The sequence below is a fragment of the Variovorax sp. PBS-H4 genome (genome assembly GCF_901827205.1).
GTDB lineage: Bacteria > Pseudomonadota > Gammaproteobacteria > Burkholderiales > Burkholderiaceae_C > Variovorax.
This window is the reverse complement of the sequence record NZ_LR594675.1, coordinates 2,588,447-2,603,871: the sequence shown is the minus strand read 5'-3', so window position 1 is coordinate 2,603,871 and position 15,425 is coordinate 2,588,447. Positions and strand designations below refer to the sequence as shown.

The following is a 15,425-nucleotide window of genomic DNA, read 5'->3' as shown; positions in this document are numbered from 1 at the left end:
CTGGTCCTTTCAGCCCTTCACGACGAGCACCGGCACCTTGGCGTCCTGCAGCACGCGCTGTGTCACGCTGCCCAGCAGCAGCTTCTCGATGCCCGAGCGCCCGTGCGAGCCCATCACGATCAAGTCGGCCCCGATCGCCTCCGCAGTGTCGACGATGCCTTCATGGACCACATGGCCGTCGATCACGCGCTGGTCGCTGTGCAGGCCTTCGGCGGCCAACGCCGCGACGCCGCGCGCGAGTGCTGCATTGGCGCTGCTGGTCGCGGCTGCAAGGTATTCGTTCTGGCCCAGCGCGTAGTCGGCACCGACGCCGATGAAGGGATAATTGTCGACCACGTGGATCAGGGTGATGCGGCTGCCGAAAGCCAACGCGAGCCCGCTGGCCTTGCTCACCGCGAGCATCGATGTTTCGGAGCCGTCGATCGGAACCAGGATGTGATTGAACATGGCAAACCTCGTTTGTTCACGTGATGGCTCTCAGCCGAACCGGGTCTTGAATGTACATCCAGGCAGGAAGCCGGGCTGTAGGACTTCTACGGCCCGGCAGGGCGAGGCTCAATCGCCCTGGAACGCGCCTGCGCGGCAGGTCACGACCAGCGTGTCGCGCCAGCCGGGCTGGCTCTCCACCACGGGCTGGATCGGCGTCGATTCATGGATCACGCGTGCATCGTCGATCAGCATCAGGGTCCACGGCTCGGTCATCGTGAAGCGCTCGCCGCGCCGGCCCGCGGCCTCGAACACGCGTGTCTCGCCACCCTTGATGTTGTGGCGCCCGACCAGCGCCACCGCCACCAGGTCGACGCCGTCGCGGTGCGCGCCCTCGGGCGTCGGCCGGCCGATGCCCTCGGCGGTATCGATGCGGAACTGGTGCGCCTCCACGTACCAGCGCTGCCTGCCGCGCAGGCCATTCGCCACCTCGGCCAGGCCCTTGATCAGCCCCTGCCATGCGGGCTGCACCAGCGTGCCGGCCTCCATCGGCGCGAACCAGCGCTGCATGCCGCCGTGCAGCGCGTTGTACTCGACCGGCTGCCAGTGCGCGCGATGCGGCACCTGCTCGATGATGGCGTTCTCGACCGTGAAGCACGCGTGGCGCCGGGTGCGGTAGCGGCCGCCGTCCTTCAGGTATTCGTCGAGTGGAAGATGGTTCCAGTCGGCGTGCAGCGGCTCGAGCTGCGCGAGCGCGCAGCCCAGCCATTCAGACACGCCCTGCGGGCTCAGCACCACGTAGCCGTCCTGGCGCAGCGCCGGGACGAGACGGTCTACGGGAGTGAACGGCGGGTCGAATACCCCCGCGCTCACTCGCCGACCTTCACGCCCTTCCAAAAGGCGACGCGGTCGCGCACCATCTCGGCCTCGGGCTTGGGGTCGGCGTAGTACCAGACGGCGTCGGTATTGAGCTCGCCGTTGACCAGCAGCGAGTAGTAGCTGGCCGTGCCCTTCCACGGGCAGGTGCTCTTGTGATTGCTGAAGCTGACGTAGTCGCGATTGAGCGCGCTCGCCGGAAAATAGTGGTTGCCTTCGACGAGCACGGTGTCGTCGCTCTCGGCGATGGTGACGCCGTTCCAGGTTGCTTTCATCCAGATCTCCAAGACCCCGCCGATCGCGGGACGGAGCTATTGTGCCGCGGGCGACTGCAGCCAGTGCACGCTGAAAAGGCGCTCGGGATCGGTCCACACCGCCGTCGGCCTGAGCCCGGCCTTCAGCGCCAGCGCCTGCAGGCCATCGACGGTGAACTTGTACGAGTTCTCGGTGTGGATGGTCTCGCCCTCCTCGAACTGGAAGCGCTGGCCGTCGAGCGTCACGGTTTGTTTGCGCCGGCTCACCAGGTGCATTTCGATGCGGCGCAGCGGCGCGTTGTAGAAGGCCGCATGCGAGAAGCCATCCAGGTCGAAGTCGGTGTCGAGCTCGCGGTTGGCGCGGCCCAGCAGGTTGAGGTTGAAGGCCGCCGTCACGCCCTGCGCGTCGTTGTAGGCCGCGTGCAGCCGCGCCGGATCCTTGACCAGGTCCACGCCCACCAGCAGGCCGCCGCCGCGCAGCAGGCGCTGCGCGAGCTGCAGGAACGCGAGCGCCTCCTCGGGGCTGAAGTTGCCGAGCGTCGAGCCGGGAAAGAAGCCCACGCGCTGGCCCATGCCTTCGCTGCGTGCCGGCAGCACCAGCGGCATGGTGTAGTCGGCCACCAAGGGCTGTACCCCCAGGTGTGGGTAGTCGGCCCGCAGGCGCTGCGCGGCACCCTCGAGGTGCTCGCCCGAGATGTCGATCGGCACGTAGCGGCGCGGCGCCTGCAGCGCATCGAGCAGCAGGCGCACCTTGGTGAGCGAGCCCGCGCCGAACTCGACGACCTCGGCATGGGGGCCGATCTGGGCAGCGATCTCGGGCGCGCACTCGGTGAGGATGCGCATCTCGGTGCGCGTCGGGTAGTACTCGGGCAGCTCGCAGATACGGTCGAAGAGCTGCGAGCCGGCAGCGTCGTAGAAGAACTTCGGCGAAATGCTGCGCGGGCTGCGGCTCAGCCCCTCGAACAGCTCACGGCCGAAATCGGAGAGCGGCGCAGCCCGCTGTGCGCTGCGGAATGCATGCAGGCTGATGGCAGGAATACTCATCGCGAATCCTTGGCGAGCCGTAGCCCCGAGAACTGCCAGCGCGCGGCCGGCGGGAAGAAGTTGCGATAGGTGGGCCGTGCATGGCCCACGGGCGTGGCGACGCTGCCGCCGCGCAGCACCAGCTGGCCAACCATGAACTTGCCGTTGTATTCGGCGGCCACGCCGGACAGCGGGCGAAAGCCCGGATAAGGGTCGTAGGAGGAGCGTGTCCATTGCCACACCTGACCGCTCATCTGCGAAATGCCGGGTGCATCGTGCGCAGCCTCCCACTCGAACTCGGTCGGCAGGCGCGCCCCGGCCCATTCGGCATAAGCCGCGGCTTCGTAGAAGCTCAGCTGCGAGACCGGCGCCTCCGGCTCCATCGGCCGCACGCCCTGGAGGCCAAAGACCTGCCACTCCGCGGTCGTGCCGTGGCCGGCCAGGCGCGGATCGTCGGCAGCGAGCCAGTACGCAGGATGACGCCAACCCTGCGCCTGCACCGCGGCCCAGCCATCGGAAAGCCACAGCTCGGGGCGCTGGTAGCCGCCATCGGCAATGAACTGCGCGTACTCGCCGCAGTTCACCAGGCGGTCCGCGATCGCGTAGGGCTGCAGCAGCGCAGCGTGGCGCGGCGTCTCGTTGTCGAAGCAGAAGCCGCTGCCGGCATGACCGACCTCGACCATGCCGCCCGGCTGCGGAAGCCAGCGCATCGCAGGTGCCACCGAGGCCAGCCGCAATGCAGGCGCGGGCGTCGCACGGTAGGCCGGCAGCAAGGGATTGCACGACAGCGCATGCAGGATGTCGGTGAGGATCAACTCCTGGTGCTGCTGCTCGTGGTTCAGGCCGAGCTCGACGATCGCCGCGATCGCGTCCCATTCGGCCGCACCGTCGCCACGTGCGAGCAGCGCGTGCACCGCTTCGTCCACATGGTGTCGATAGGCGTGCACCTGCTCGAGCGAAGGCCGCGTCAGCAACCCGCGCTGCGGGCGCGGATGGCGCGGCCCCAGCGCCTCGTAGTAGGAATTGAAGAGATAGGCGAACGCGGCATCGAACACGCGATAACCGTCAACATGCGGCTGCAGCAGCACGGTCTCGAAGAACCAGGTGGTGTGCGCCAGGTGCCACTTGGTCGGGCTGGCGTCGGGCATCGACTGAATGCACTGGTCTTCGGCCGAGAGCGGTGCTGCCAGCGCGAGGCTCTGCGCACGCACCGCCTGGAAGCGTTCGCGCAGGTCGTCCGCCGCGGGCGTGGCCGGCCGGGTGAGCTTCATGGGGTCTCCATTGTTGGACGAAGGTTTTAGCCCATGCATGGGCGCCCGCGCCGTAGGACAAGTTCGCGCGGTCCGTCGAACGCGACACTTTGGCACAAGCCGCCAGAGCGTGCACGGCGCCTGCGTATCATCCGGCGGATGAGCACGCCCTCCCCCACCCGCCCCCGAATCGTGATCATCGGCTGCGGCTTCGGCGGACTCGAGGCAGCGCGCAAGCTGCAGCAGGCGAGCGTCGACATCACCATCGTCGACAAGACCAACCACCATCTGTTCCAGCCCCTCCTCTACCAGGTGGCCACCGCCGGGCTGGCCGCGCCCTCCATCGCCGCGCCGGTGCGCCTGCTGTTCCGCCATCAGCCCAACATCACCACCCTGCTGGGCGAGGCGACGCGCATCGAGCCCGGCGAACGCGCGGTGCATCTGGCCGACGGCACCCGCCTGCCCTATGACCACCTGATCGTGGCCGCCGGCGCGACCCACAGCTACTTCGGCCACGACGGCTGGTCGCGCATGGCCCCGGGCCTCAAGACCCTGGCCGACGCCTTCGAGATCCGGCGCCGGATCCTCATGAGCTTCGAGGCCGCCGAGGTCGAAACCGACCCGGCGCGCCGGCGCGCCCTGCTCACCTTCGCGGTGATCGGCGCCGGACCCACCGGCGTCGAGATGGCAGGCACCCTGGCCGAGATCGCGCGCCACACGCTCAGCGGCGAATTTCGCCACATCGATCCACGCACGGCCGAGGTGCTGCTGATCGAGGGCGGACCCCGCGTGCTGCAGGCCATGCCCGAGGTCCTGAGCCAGCGGGCACTCGAACAATTGCAGAAGCTTGGCGTGCAGGTGCGCCTCAATGCCCGCGTCACGGCCGTCTTGCCCGATGGGCTCGAGGTGCAGTCACCGTTCAGCGATGGCGGCGCCGGCACCGGCACCCATCGCATTGCCTGCCATTGCGTGATCTGGGCAGCCGGCGTGGCCGCCTCGCCGCTCGGCCGATTGCTGGCCGAGACCACAGGCGCCGAATGCGACCGCGCCGGCCGCGTGAAGGTGCTGCCCGACCTCAGCCTGCCGGCCCATCCCGAGATCAGCGTCGTCGGCGATCTGGCGGCTGCCATGAGCTACCGGCCCGGCAAGGAGCCCGTGCCGGTGCCCGGCGTCTCCCCCGGCGCCAAGCAGGCGGGCCGCGCGGCTGCGGCGAACATCCTGCGCCGCATCGCGGGCAAGAAAACAGTCCCCTTTCGCTACCGCGACTACGGCAACCTCGCCACCATCGGGCGCAACTCGGCAGTGGTCGACCTGGGCACGCCGATGGGGCCGCTGCGCTTCTCGGGCCGCCTCGCCTGGCTGTTCTGGTTGTTTGCGCATGCCTATTTCCTGATCGGCTTCCGCAACCGCATCGTGGTGCTGATGGACTGGGCCAGCGCCTACTGGAGCTTTCAGCGGCATGCGCGGGTGGTGGCCGATGTGCAGGGCAAGGGCGAGGCTTGACGACACGACACGACACGACATGATCCACATCCGCGACATCGACCACATCGTCCTGCGCGTCGCCGACCTCGATGCCATGCTCGGCTTCTACTGCGAGGTCCTCGGCTGCACGGTCGAGCGCCGGCAGGACGCCATCGGCCTGATCCAGCTGCGCGCCGGGCGCTCGATGGTCGATCTCGTGCCCGTCGATGGCGAGCTGGGCCGGGCCGGTGGCGCGCCGCCGGGGCGGGAAGGCCGCAACCTCGACCACTTCTGCCTTCGCGTCGATCCCTTCGATGAAGCGGCGATACGCAGCCATCTCGCGGCCCACGGCGTGGAGGCGGGGCCGACGGAAGCGCGCTACGGGGCGGAAGGCAGCGGGCCTTCCATCTACCTGCACGATCCCGAGGGCAACGTGATCGAGCTCAAGGGTCCGCCTGGTGCCATCTGAAGGGCGGCACCTCCGGCAGCGATGGTCGGGCGAGACTCGGCTTCTTCCTGACTCCCCCATTCCGTGATGAAGATTCGCTCTTTCCAGCCCTCAGACGAAGCCGGCGTGATCGCGCTCTGGCAGGCCTGCGGCCTGACGCGCCCGTGGAACGACCCTCACCGCGACATCCAGCGCAAGCTCAGCGAACAGCCCGAGCTCTTCCTGGTCGCCATCGGCGACGAAGGCGCGCTGCTTGGTTCTGCAATGGCGGGCTTCGACGGCCACCGCGGTTGGGTGTACTACCTCGCCGTCTCGCCCGGGCACCGGCGCATGGCTATCGGCCGCGCGCTCATGCACGAGGCCGAACGCTTGCTCACGGAGCGCGGCTGTCCGAAGATCAACCTCCTCGTGCGCTCGTCCAATGCCGAGGTCGTCGCCTTCTACCGCAGGCTCGGGTATACGCAGGACGACGTGATCAGCCTGGGACGGCGCCTCATCCCCGACGCCTGATACAGCGCGAGCGCAAACTCGGCATTGCGGCGGGGATCGAGGCGGCGCTCGAATTCCACGCCTGAGCGGCGCAGAATGCGAACACCGCCCCCCAGCGTTCGCGGAGTTTCAAAATGAAGAAGCTGTCCTGCCTAGGCACCGCCCTGCTCCTGATGTCCGGCATCGTCTTCGCCCAGGAGCCGTGCAGGACCCGCAACACGGCCGAGATCAATCAGTGCGCACAACAGGCACTGGAGCGCAAGGACAGGGAACTCAATGCCGCCTACCAGACACTGCTGAAGTCGCTCGAGCCTGCCGACAAGGCCGATGCCATCGACTACGCTGGCGCCCGCAGGCTGCTGCAGCAGGCGCAGCGGGCCTGGGTCCAGTTCCGCGACAACGACTGCAGGGCCAAGTACATGCTCAAGGCGGGCGGGACGGTGCGCGACATCGTCGCGCTCGGCTGCCAGATCGAGCACACGGAGCAGCGCACGAAGCAGCTCAGGGATTGGCTCAAGGCTTGAGGCGCACCGCTCGGGTCGCGGCTCAGCCCTTGTTCTCCGCCTCCTGCAGCAGCCGCCACATGACCTTGCCGCTGCCACTCTTGGGCAGCACGTCGACGAACTGCACCGCGCGCGGGATCTTGTAAACCGCCATGTTCTCGCGGCACCAGTCGATGATCTCCTGCTCGGTGGTGTCCTTGTGAGTCGGGCGCAGCACCACCACGGCCTTGACCGACTCGCCGCGATAGGCATCGGTGGTGGAGATCACGCAGGCCTCCTGGATCGCCGGGTGGCGAAACATCAGGAGCTCGACCTCGGCCGGCCAGACCTTGAAGCCGCTGGCGTTGATCATTCGCTTGAGGCGGTCGGTGATGAAGAAGTAGCCGTCCTCGTCCATCCGGCCCATGTCGCCGGACCGAAAGAAGCGTTTGCCCTCGAACTCCACGAAGGCGGCATCGGTGGCGTCGGGGCGCTTCCAGTAGCCCTGGAACACCTCCGGCCCGTGGATGATGATCTCGCCCGATTCGCCGATCGGCATCTCCTTCAGCGTGTCAGGATCGACCACGCGCGCATCGGTGCTCATGAACGGGATGCCCAGGCACTGCTGCTTGGGGTTGTCGAAGGGGTTGGTGTGCGAAGGCGCGGCCGTCTCGGTGAGACCGTAGCCTTCGGCGTACTTGAGCCCGTACTGCTCGTAGAGCCGCTGCGCCACCGCCTGCGGCATCGCCGCGCCTCCGCCGCCGATGTGGACCAGGCTGCTGAGGTCGAAGCTCGCGAAATTGGGGCTGCCCAGCAGGTCGATCACCATCGTGGGGATGTTCGTCCAGCTCGTGACCTTGCGGCGCGAGATCAGCCGGCCGGCTACCTCGCGGTCCCACCGCGGCATGACCACGAGCGTGCCGGCGCTCATGATGACGGTGTGCAGCACGCTGACCGTGCCGGTGATGTGGAACATCGGCACCACGGCCAGCACCACGGTCTCCGACGAACACAGGCCCCACAGCTGGCAAGCGTAGGCGTTGTGCATCAGGCTGGAGTGGTGATGGATGCAGCCTTTGGGCAGTCCGGTGGTGCCGCTGGTGTAAGGCAGGAGCGCCATGTCGTTGGCACCCACCGAATGCACGGGCGGCGCGTGGCCTCCCGCAAGCGCCTCCGTCCAGGCCATGACCTGCCCATCGGCCAGCGAAGGCAGCGGGTGGCGGGCGAGCAGCCAGTCGCGCCACGCCGGCGGCGGCGCTTCGTCGCCCTGCGCTTCCGGATCGAAGGCATCGGTGAACTGCGTGACGATCAGGTGCTCCAGGCGCTCGCCGGGCGCAAGCGCATCGCTGGCCTTGACGAGCTCGGGCGCCAGGTCGCCCGTGGTGATGGCCACCTTGGCGTCGGGATCGGTGATGTAGTGCTTGAGCTCCTCGGCCCGGTTCATCGGATTGACCGGGACCACCACCGCGTTGGCGCGCAGGATGGCGAAATGCGCGATCACCAACTGCGGGCAGTTCTGCATGTCGAGCACCACGCGGTCGCCGCGCTTCACGCCCAGCGCGTGCAGCGTGCCCGCGAGCCGCTCGACCTGCCCGGCGAGCTCACGGTAGGTGGTCGCTCGGCCGAAGAAAACCAGCGCCGTCTTGTCCGGGAAGCGCTCGGCGGCCGTGGCGAGGTTGTGCCACAGCGAGGTGGCCGGGACGGTGATCGAACGGGGCAGGCGCTGCGGCCAGAACTTGTAGTGCGGGCGATCCATACGGGCTCCATTGGGACGGGCAAGCCTACGCTGCCAAGGCAGCCGGTTGCATCGGGGAAGCCCCCAGCGGGTCGCGTCGGTGACTCTGCATCGCAGGGGTGCTCCGCTCACGCGGGCGGCCGACAGACATGGCGCGCGTTCCGGCGTAAAACGGCTGCTCCATCATCCCACCACCGACGAGGAGCTTTCATGGCAGCAGACAAGCGCGCAAGTGTTCACTGGGAAGGCGCCGGCAAGACCGGCAAGGGCCAGATCAGCACGGAGACGGGCGCACTCAAGGACCACCCCTACGGCTTCAAGAGCCGCTTCGAAGACGATCGCACGGGCACCAATCCCGAAGAGATCCTCGGCGCCGCGCATGCCGGCTGCCTCACGATGGCCCTGGCCTTCGCCCTGGAAGGCGCGGGCTTCACGGCGACCCGCATCGACACCACAGCCGCGGTGCGTTTGGCGAAGGACGGTCCTGGCTTCAAGATCGACCGTATCCAGCTCCAGCTGGAAGCCGTGGTCCCTGGCATCGACGAGGCGAAGTTCCAGGAGCTCGCCGCCGGCGCCAAGGCGGGCTGTCCCCTGTCGAAAGCGCTGGCGAGCGTGCCCGAGATCACGCTGGAGGCCACGCTCAAGACCTGAGACTGCGCTGTTTATGATCGTCCTCCCAACGAGGAGACAGACATGAACGGCAATACCAAGAAGACGCTGGTCGCGGCCTGGTGCCTGGCGGCCTCGGCCGCGGCACTGGCCGCCTTTCCCGAGAAGCCCATCAAGGTCGTGATCGGGTTCCCTGCCGGCGGCCCGCTGGACCAGCACGCCCGCCTGCTGAGCGACAAGCTCCAAGCCGTGCTCGGACAGCCTGTGGTGATCGACTACAAGCCCGGCGCCGGCGGCTCCGTGGGCGCCGATGCGGTGGCCAAGAGCCCCCCAGACGGCTACACCCTGATGCTTGCGAACACCGGCGTGGCCGTGATCAACGGTGCGCTCTACAACAAGCTGCCCTACAACACCCTGAGGGACTTCACGCCGATCGCGCGCACTGCGATGCAGCCGCTCGCCCTCCTGGTCACGCCCAAGCTGCCCATCAACACCCTGCCGGAGTTCGTGCGCTATGCCAAGGCGCGACCTGGCCAGATCAACTACGGCTCGGCCGGCAACGGCGGCATCAGCCACCTCGTGCCCGAGATGTTCAAGACCGCGACCGGCCTCTACATGGTCCACATTCCCTACCGCGGCAGCGCCCCGGCCTTTACCGACCTGATGGGCGGCCAGGTGCAGTTCATGGCCGAATCCATTCCGCAGGCGGCCAACTACCACAAGCAGGGCAAGGTGCGCGCGCTGGCCGTCACCAGCGCCACGCGCAACCCCGCCCTGCCCGACATTCCGACGGTCATCGAGAGCGGCATCAAGGGCTTCGACGTGGTGGGCTTCTATGGCTTCCTCGCACCGACCGGAACGCCGAAGGACGTGGTCGCGAAGCTCTCCGATGCCTTCCGGCAGGTGCTGGGCAATCCGGAGGTGCGCGAGCGCATGATCAGCCAGGGGGCCGATCCCGCCTACCTCGGCAGCGAGGATTTCGCCCGCTTCCTCGCGGCCGAGACGCCGCGTTGGGAGAAGGCCGTCAAGGCCTCGGGCGCCCGGATGGATTGATCCCGCAGGCGGGTGCGCGCTTCTGGTGCACATGTATGGCGGGCCAGCGGGCATGAAAGCTGCTGGCTGCAAGCCCCATGTCCATCACCGCTCCCCGGGAGCCCGCCATGAAGCTTTCCCACCGCCTGCTTGCCCTCGGCCTCGCGACCTCTGCCCTGCTCGCCGCAGGCGCAGCCCAAGCCCAGAGCGCGCTCGACAACGTGCTGAAGTCCAAGACCCTCAAGGTCGCCATCCCCACCGACTACCCCCCCTACGGTTTCGTCGGCCCCGACATGGCGCCGCAGGGCCTGGATGTGGAGATGGCAAAGCTCATCGCCGCCAAGCTGGGCGTCAAGGCCGAGTTGGTGCCCGTGACCAGCGCCAACCGCATCCCCTACCTGCAGACGAAGAAGGCCGACCTCGTGATCTCTACGCTCGGCAAGAACGCCGAGCGCGAGAAGGTGATCGATTTCAGCGCCGCCTACGCGCCCTTCTTCCAGGCCGTGTATGCGTCCAAGGGCCTCGCCATCAAGAGCTTTGCCGACATGGCCGGCAAGAGCGTGGCTGTGACACGCGGCGCGATGGAAGACCAGGAGCTCGCCAAGGTGGCGCCGGCCAACGTCGACTACAAGCGCTTCGAGGACAACAACGCCACCATTGCTGCCTTCGTCGCCGGCCAGACACAGACCATCGCCACCAGCGCCGCCGTGGCCGGCAACATGATGCAGAAGAACCCGCAACTGGGTGCCGAGTACAAGCTGCTGCTGAAGGACAGCCCGTGCTTCATCGGTATCGCCAAGGGCGAGGATGCGCTGAAAGCCAAGGTCAACGAGATCATCGCGGCGGCCAAGAAGGACGGCACGATCGACGCGATGTCGAAGAAGTTCCTCGGCAAGGAAGCCGGCGAGCTGCCGCTCTGACCGCGGCGATGGGCATCGAATTCGACTTCGGGGCCGTGCTCGGCCAATGGCCGCTGCTGGCCAGGGGCGTCCTGTGGACGCTCGGCCTCACGCTCGTCGCCACGCTGATCGGCATGGCCGTCGGCATCGCCTGCGCCTGGGCGCGCGCGAGCGGACCGGTCTGGCTGCGCTGGATGGTCGGCAGCTACGTGGAGCTGATCCGCAACACGCCCTTCATCGTGCAGCTCTTCTTCATCTTCTTCGGACTGCCGGCCGCGGGCTTCAAGCTCTCGCCCGAGACCGCCTCGGTGATCGCGATGGTGATGAACCTCGGCGCTTACGCGAGCGAAATCATCCGCGCCGGCATCGAGGCCACGCCACGCGGCCAGATCGAGGCCGCCGTGAGCCTGGCGCTGAACAAGGTGCAGGTCTTCACGCGTGTGGTGCTGCCGCCGGCGCTGAAGAAGGTCTGGCCCGCGATGGTGAGCCAGATCATCATCGTGATGCTGGGCTCGGCCGTGTGCAGCCAGATCTCGACCGAGGAGCTGAGCTACGCGGCCAACCTGATCCAGAGCCGCAACTTCCGCGCCTTCGAGGCCTTCATCATCGCAACCGCCATCTACCTGGCACTGTCGGTGGCGGCACGGCGGTTGCTCGACTGGGCGGGGCCCAGGTTCTTCTTCGGAAGATAGGGCTTCCTCGTGGTCGAGTTCTCCTTCTGGGACATTTTTCGCAATCTGCTGCTGGCCCTGCGCTGGACGGTGGCGCTGTCGCTCATTGCCTTCGTCGGCGGCGGGCTGGTGGGCGGCTTGCTGCTCTTTCTGCGCCTGTCGGCCGGTCCACTGGCCGATCGGCTGATCGGCTTCTACGTTCAGCTGTTCCAGGGCACGCCGCTGCTGATGCAGCTGTTCCTCGCCTACTTCGGGATTGCGTTGCTGGGCGTCGAGGTGTCGGCCTGGACCGCTGCCTCGATCGCGCTCACCCTCTACACCAGCGCCTTTCTCACCGAGATCTGGCGCGGCTGCGTGGCCGCCATCCCCAAGGGCCAGTGGGAGGCCTCGGGCAGCCTGGCACTGAGCTTCGGCGAGCAGATGCGCCATGTGATCCTGCCCCAGGCCCAGCGCATTGCCATCGCGCCCACCGTCGGCTTCCTGGTGCAGGTGATCAAGGGCACGGCGCTGGCCTCGGTGATCGGCTTCGTCGAGCTGACCAAGGCGGGCAGCATGATCTCCAACGCCACATTCAAGCCCTTCGTGGTCTTCAGCTGCGTGGCCCTGCTCTATTTCGCATTGTGCTTTCCCGTGAGCCTGTACGCCAAGAACCTCGAAAGGAAAATCCGTGGCGCTCATCGCTGAAGCTCTACCCGCCGCCACAACTGCCAAGGGCGCCGCGCCCATCGTCCGCATTACCGCCCTGCGCAAGGCCTATGGCAGCAACGAGGTGCTGAAGGGCATCGACCTCGACGTCAGGCGCGGCGAGGTGATCGCCATCATCGGCAAGAGCGGCTCCGGCAAGAGCACGCTGCTTCGCTGCATCAACGGCCTCGAGGCCTTCCAGGACGGCTCGCTCTCGGTCGACGGCAAGCCGCTGCTGCATGAAAGCGCGATGGCCATGCGCGAGCTGCGGCAGCACGTCGGCATGATCTTCCAGAGCTTCAATCTGTTCCCGCACCTCACGGTGGGCAGGAACGTGATGCTGGCGCCGACGCTGGTCAAGAAGCGCAGCCGCCCGGAAGCCGCCTCGCAGGCGCGCAGGCTGCTGACGCGCGTGGGCCTGGAGCAGAAGTTCGACGCCATGCCCGATGAGCTCTCAGGCGGGCAGCAGCAGCGCGTGGCCATTGCGCGGGCACTGGCGATGGAGCCCGCGGTGCTGCTGTGCGACGAGATCACTTCCGCGCTCGACCCCGAGCTGGTGGGCGAGGTGCTGCGCGTGGTCGAGTCGCTGGCCGACGAAGGAATGACGCTGCTGATGGTCACGCACGAGATGAGCTTCGCGCGCAAGGTCAGCGATCGCGTGATCTTCATGCACCAGGGCCGCGTGCACGAGATGGGCCCGCCGGCCAAACTGTTCGGCGATCCGCAGACGCCTGAGCTGAAGCAGTTCCTCTCCTCGCTTCACGACTGAACTCAGGAGCTGTGGCAAGCTCTTGGCGGTATGCAGTACCGCTCTCTTCCGCCGCTGTCCCGCCGCCTGCTTCTGCGCGCCCTGCTCGGCTCGGTTGCAGCGCCCACGCCCTTCGCCGCGCTGGCGGGCTTCAATTTCTTTACCAGCGAGTACACCGCGAGTCGGGAAGAGCTTCAGGCGCAGATCGCGAAGCGCTTTCCGGTGCAGCAGCGCTACGCCGACATCTTCACCGTCGCGCTTCGCGACCCGCAACTGGGCCTGGACGCCGCGGCCAACCGCGCCGCGATCACAGCCGTGCTCAGCATCGCCAGCCCACTGCTTCGGCCTTCCACCGTCGAAGGCGTGGTCTCGGTCAGCAGCGCGCTCAAGTACGACGCTCCCGCGCGCGCATTGCGGCTCGACCAGCCGAGGGCCGAGCGGCTCGAGCTGCAGGGCGTGACCGGGCGCGACGCCGAGCGCCTGCAGCAGATCGGCGCAATGGTCGCGCAGGAGCTGCTGCGCGGTCAGCCGCTGCGCACCTTCACCGCCGAGGAGCTGACCGTAGGGCGCAAGACCTACGAGATCGGTGACATTACAGTGCAACAAGACGGCATCAAGGTCGAATTGAGATGAGCTCTCCCCCAGGTTGCCCCGCTTCGTGTAGCCGCCCTGCGTGCTGCGGCCAGAGGCCTTGCCCTTCAGGCCGTCCAAGCCTGCGCATGCAGGCTTGGAGCCGCGGCCTTCAGCCCCCTCACCAGGGGCAACACCAGCGGCCCGGCAAAGCCGGTTCCGCGGTGTTTCGCGAACTAGCCTCGCTTCGCTTGCCCGCGGCGTGGCTGGCTGCGGCACTGTGGCTCGCGGGCTGCTCTGCGGCGAGCCCAGGCGCGATGCGCGACTTCGACCTCCAGGCCCACCGTGGCGGCCGCGCGCTCGCACCGGAAAACACGCTAGCCGCTTTCGACAACGCGATGGACATCGGCGTCAGCACCCTCGAGCTCGACATCGGACTCACGGCCGACGGCGTCGTGGTCATTTCGCACGACACGGTACTCAACCCCGACCATACGCGCGGCGCGAATGGCGCCTTCCTCGCTGCCAAGGGTCCGGCGATCCACAGCCTGACGTTCTCGCAACTGCAGGCCTACGATGTCGGTCGCATCGACCCGACGACGCCCTACGGCAAGCAGTTCGCGCTGCAAGTGCCGCGAGACGGCGAACGCATTCCGGCATTGGCCGCGCTTTTCGATCGGGTGCGCGCGCGCAACGCCACGCAGGTTCGCTTCAACATCGAGACCAAGCTCGACCCCTCACGCCCCGACGAGACCGCAGCACCTGAACAGATGGTGCGCGCGCTCCTCGCGGAGATCGACAAGGCAGACGTGGGGCCACGGGTGACCGTGCAGAGCTTCGACTGGCGCACGCTGGCACTGGTCGGCCAGTGGGCGCCGCAGTTGCAGCGCGCCTATCTCACCACTGCCCGCACGCTCAGGGACGCGCGCTGGACTTCGGGCCTGCGGCTCCAGGACTTCGGCTCGGCGCCGCGGCTGGTGAAGGCCGCCGCCGGCACGAGCCCGGGCAAGGTGATCTGGTCGCCCGCCTTCAACGACCTCACGGCCGCACAGGTCCGGGAGGCGCAGGCGCTGGGCTTCCAGGTGGTGCCCTGGACGGTGAACCAGCGCGCCGACATGGCCAAGCTGATGGACTGGCAGGTGGACGGCATCATCACCGACGACCCCGCGCTGCTGCGCGACCTGATGCGCGAGCGCGGGCTTGGGCTGCCGGCGGCTGCGAAGCCCTGAGCGCCCTGGAAGCGACCACGCTAGACGTGCCGCGTGGCCCGCGTCCCCGGTGCCTCGCCAGCAGGCTGCGCATCGGCGCGCGCGTGCAGCGCCTCGATGATGTGGCAGTGCGCATCGCTTCCGTCGCAGCAGTCGCGCAGCGCGATCAGGTCTTTTTCGAGCGAACGCAGCTCGCGCAGCCGCTCGCGCACATGGCCGAGGTGCGCATCGAGCGCCACGCTCGCCGCGGCGCAATCCGCCTTGCTGCGCAGGTCCAGGCCGAGCAGCGCGCGCACCTCGTCCAGCGACATGTCCATCGCACGGCACAGGCGGATGAAGCGCAGGCGATGCACGTCGGCGTCGGTGTAGAAGCGGTAGCTGTTGTCGCCGCGCGCCTGCGGCTCGACGAGGCCTTCCTTTTCGTAGTAGCGGATGTTGGTGGCGCTCAGGCCGCTTCTTGCGGCGGCCTCGCCGATACGGTAACCCTGTTCCCCTGGCGGGTTTGCGAGCGGCATGGCTTGACCTTCCAGTGACTTCAACCTTTCCAATAGTGCCAT

Annotated in this window: 19 protein-coding genes; 12 read left to right on the top strand and 7 right to left on the bottom strand. The window is 67.7% G+C overall.

Going from position 1 to position 15,425, the window contains the following annotated elements; genetic code table 11:
• Positions 1–9 precede the first annotated feature (9 nt).
• The 5 genes from E5CHR_RS12325 to egtB form a co-directional block, all read right to left on the bottom strand.
• A complete protein-coding gene (locus E5CHR_RS12325; protein ID WP_068683349.1) occupies positions 10–447 on the bottom strand; it encodes a universal stress protein in 438 nt (145 codons plus the stop codon).
• 108 nt (positions 448–555) lie between these two features.
• Positions 556–1,299, bottom strand: a complete 744-nt coding sequence (locus E5CHR_RS12320; RefSeq protein WP_162579954.1) for a 2OG-Fe dioxygenase family protein — start codon at positions 1,297–1,299, stop codon at positions 556–558.
• Complete coding sequence (locus E5CHR_RS12315; protein ID WP_162579952.1) at positions 1,296–1,577, bottom strand: DUF427 domain-containing protein; 282 nt, start codon at positions 1,575–1,577, stop codon at positions 1,296–1,298. Before E5CHR_RS12315 ends, E5CHR_RS12320 begins: the two co-directional genes overlap by 4 nt.
• Before the next feature lie 36 nt (positions 1,578–1,613).
• Positions 1,614–2,600: an L-histidine N(alpha)-methyltransferase gene (gene egtD, locus E5CHR_RS12310; protein WP_162579950.1), complete on the bottom strand. Its 987-nt coding sequence runs from the start codon at positions 2,598–2,600 to the stop codon at positions 1,614–1,616.
• Positions 2,597–3,850: an ergothioneine biosynthesis protein EgtB gene (gene egtB / locus E5CHR_RS12305; protein WP_162579949.1), complete on the bottom strand. Its 1,254-nt coding sequence runs from the start codon at positions 3,848–3,850 to the stop codon at positions 2,597–2,599. Before egtB ends, egtD begins: the two co-directional genes overlap by 4 nt.
• 138 nt (positions 3,851–3,988) lie before the next feature.
• Between egtB and E5CHR_RS12300 the strand changes: the two genes are divergently transcribed.
• From E5CHR_RS12300 to E5CHR_RS12285, 4 genes are all read left to right on the top strand, one after another.
• On the top strand, positions 3,989–5,332 hold the full coding sequence (locus E5CHR_RS12300) for an NAD(P)/FAD-dependent oxidoreductase (protein ID WP_162579948.1): 1,344 nt from the start codon (positions 3,989–3,991) through the stop codon (positions 5,330–5,332).
• A gap of 19 nt (positions 5,333–5,351) precedes the next feature.
• A complete protein-coding gene (locus tag E5CHR_RS12295) occupies positions 5,352–5,762 on the top strand; it encodes a VOC family protein (RefSeq protein WP_162579946.1) in 411 nt (136 codons plus the stop codon).
• A 66-nt stretch (positions 5,763–5,828) separates the two neighbouring features.
• Positions 5,829–6,251, top strand: coding sequence for a GNAT family acetyltransferase (locus E5CHR_RS12290; protein WP_162579944.1), 423 nt, complete (start codon positions 5,829–5,831; stop codon positions 6,249–6,251).
• A gap of 113 nt (positions 6,252–6,364) precedes the next feature.
• Positions 6,365–6,754, top strand: coding sequence for a lysozyme inhibitor LprI family protein (locus E5CHR_RS12285; protein ID WP_162579943.1), 390 nt, complete (start codon positions 6,365–6,367; stop codon positions 6,752–6,754).
• A gap of 22 nt (positions 6,755–6,776) precedes the next feature.
• Here E5CHR_RS12285 and E5CHR_RS12280 read toward each other — a convergent pair whose 3' ends face one another.
• Positions 6,777–8,468, bottom strand: a complete 1,692-nt coding sequence (locus tag E5CHR_RS12280) for a long-chain fatty acid--CoA ligase (protein WP_162579942.1) — start codon at positions 8,466–8,468, stop codon at positions 6,777–6,779.
• 189 nt (positions 8,469–8,657) lie between these two features.
• Here E5CHR_RS12280 and E5CHR_RS12275 point away from each other — a divergent pair, with 189 nt between their 5' ends.
• From E5CHR_RS12275 to E5CHR_RS12240, 8 genes are all read left to right on the top strand, one after another.
• Positions 8,658–9,098: an OsmC family protein gene (locus E5CHR_RS12275; RefSeq protein WP_162579941.1), complete on the top strand. Its 441-nt coding sequence runs from the start codon at positions 8,658–8,660 to the stop codon at positions 9,096–9,098.
• Positions 9,099–9,140: 42 nt separating this feature from the next.
• The gene (locus E5CHR_RS12270; RefSeq protein ID WP_162579940.1) at positions 9,141–10,109 is read left to right on the top strand and encodes a Bug family tripartite tricarboxylate transporter substrate binding protein; all 969 of its coding nucleotides are present in this window, start codon (positions 9,141–9,143) and stop codon (positions 10,107–10,109) included.
• Between the two features lie 107 nt (positions 10,110–10,216).
• On the top strand, positions 10,217–11,008 hold the full coding sequence (locus E5CHR_RS12265) for a transporter substrate-binding domain-containing protein (protein WP_162579939.1): 792 nt from the start codon (positions 10,217–10,219) through the stop codon (positions 11,006–11,008).
• Positions 11,009–11,016: 8 nt separating this feature from the next.
• Entirely contained in the window at positions 11,017–11,679 is a 663-nt protein-coding gene (locus E5CHR_RS12260) for an amino acid ABC transporter permease (RefSeq protein ID WP_162579938.1), read from the top strand.
• Positions 11,680–11,688: 9 nt separating this feature from the next.
• Positions 11,689–12,342, top strand: coding sequence for an amino acid ABC transporter permease (locus E5CHR_RS12255; RefSeq protein ID WP_162579937.1), 654 nt, complete (start codon positions 11,689–11,691; stop codon positions 12,340–12,342).
• A complete protein-coding gene (locus E5CHR_RS12250) occupies positions 12,326–13,111 on the top strand; it encodes an amino acid ABC transporter ATP-binding protein (RefSeq protein WP_162579936.1) in 786 nt (261 codons plus the stop codon). Before E5CHR_RS12255 ends, E5CHR_RS12250 begins: the two co-directional genes overlap by 17 nt.
• Before the next feature lie 30 nt (positions 13,112–13,141).
• Entirely contained in the window at positions 13,142–13,723 is a 582-nt protein-coding gene (locus E5CHR_RS12245) for a DUF1439 domain-containing protein (protein WP_162579935.1), read from the top strand.
• A gap of 161 nt (positions 13,724–13,884) precedes the next feature.
• Positions 13,885–14,889 carry a glycerophosphodiester phosphodiesterase gene (locus E5CHR_RS12240; protein WP_232062046.1) on the top strand — a complete coding sequence of 335 codons (1,005 nt, stop codon included), beginning with the start codon at positions 13,885–13,887 and terminating at the stop codon, positions 14,887–14,889.
• Between the two features lie 20 nt (positions 14,890–14,909).
• Here the strand turns inward: E5CHR_RS12240 and E5CHR_RS12235 are convergent, their stop codons facing one another.
• The gene (locus E5CHR_RS12235) at positions 14,910–15,383 is read right to left on the bottom strand and encodes a Cd(II)/Pb(II)-responsive transcriptional regulator (protein WP_162579933.1); all 474 of its coding nucleotides are present in this window, start codon (positions 15,381–15,383) and stop codon (positions 14,910–14,912) included.
• Positions 15,384–15,425 lie beyond the last annotated feature (42 nt).

Bases quoted from the DNA above. Each gene is read 5' to 3' on its own strand.
- E5CHR_RS12270 (WP_162579940.1), top strand. From the start codon at position 9,141: ATGAACGGCAATACCAAGAAGACGCTGGTCGCGGCCTGGTGCCTGGCG.
- E5CHR_RS12280 (WP_162579942.1), bottom strand. From the start codon at position 8,468: ATGGATCGCCCGCACTACAAGTTCTGGCCGCAGCGCCTGCCCCGTTCG.
- E5CHR_RS12260 (WP_162579938.1), top strand. From the start codon at position 11,017: ATGGGCATCGAATTCGACTTCGGGGCCGTGCTCGGCCAATGGCCGCTG.
- E5CHR_RS12290 (WP_162579944.1), top strand. From the start codon at position 5,829: ATGAAGATTCGCTCTTTCCAGCCCTCAGACGAAGCCGGCGTGATCGCG.
- E5CHR_RS12245 (WP_162579935.1), top strand. From the start codon at position 13,142: ATGCAGTACCGCTCTCTTCCGCCGCTGTCCCGCCGCCTGCTTCTGCGC.
- egtD (WP_162579950.1), bottom strand. From the start codon at position 2,600: ATGAGTATTCCTGCCATCAGCCTGCATGCATTCCGCAGCGCACAGCGG.
- E5CHR_RS12325 (WP_068683349.1), bottom strand. From the start codon at position 447: ATGTTCAATCACATCCTGGTTCCGATCGACGGCTCCGAAACATCGATG.
- E5CHR_RS12315 (WP_162579952.1), bottom strand. From the start codon at position 1,577: ATGAAAGCAACCTGGAACGGCGTCACCATCGCCGAGAGCGACGACACC.
- E5CHR_RS12235 (WP_162579933.1), bottom strand. From the start codon at position 15,383: ATGCCGCTCGCAAACCCGCCAGGGGAACAGGGTTACCGTATCGGCGAG.
- E5CHR_RS12265 (WP_162579939.1), top strand. From the start codon at position 10,217: ATGAAGCTTTCCCACCGCCTGCTTGCCCTCGGCCTCGCGACCTCTGCC.
- egtB (WP_162579949.1), bottom strand. From the start codon at position 3,850: ATGAAGCTCACCCGGCCGGCCACGCCCGCGGCGGACGACCTGCGCGAA.
- E5CHR_RS12275 (WP_162579941.1), top strand. From the start codon at position 8,658: ATGGCAGCAGACAAGCGCGCAAGTGTTCACTGGGAAGGCGCCGGCAAG.
- E5CHR_RS12285 (WP_162579943.1), top strand. From the start codon at position 6,365: ATGAAGAAGCTGTCCTGCCTAGGCACCGCCCTGCTCCTGATGTCCGGC.
- E5CHR_RS12300 (WP_162579948.1), top strand. From the start codon at position 3,989: ATGAGCACGCCCTCCCCCACCCGCCCCCGAATCGTGATCATCGGCTGC.
- E5CHR_RS12295 (WP_162579946.1), top strand. From the start codon at position 5,352: ATGATCCACATCCGCGACATCGACCACATCGTCCTGCGCGTCGCCGAC.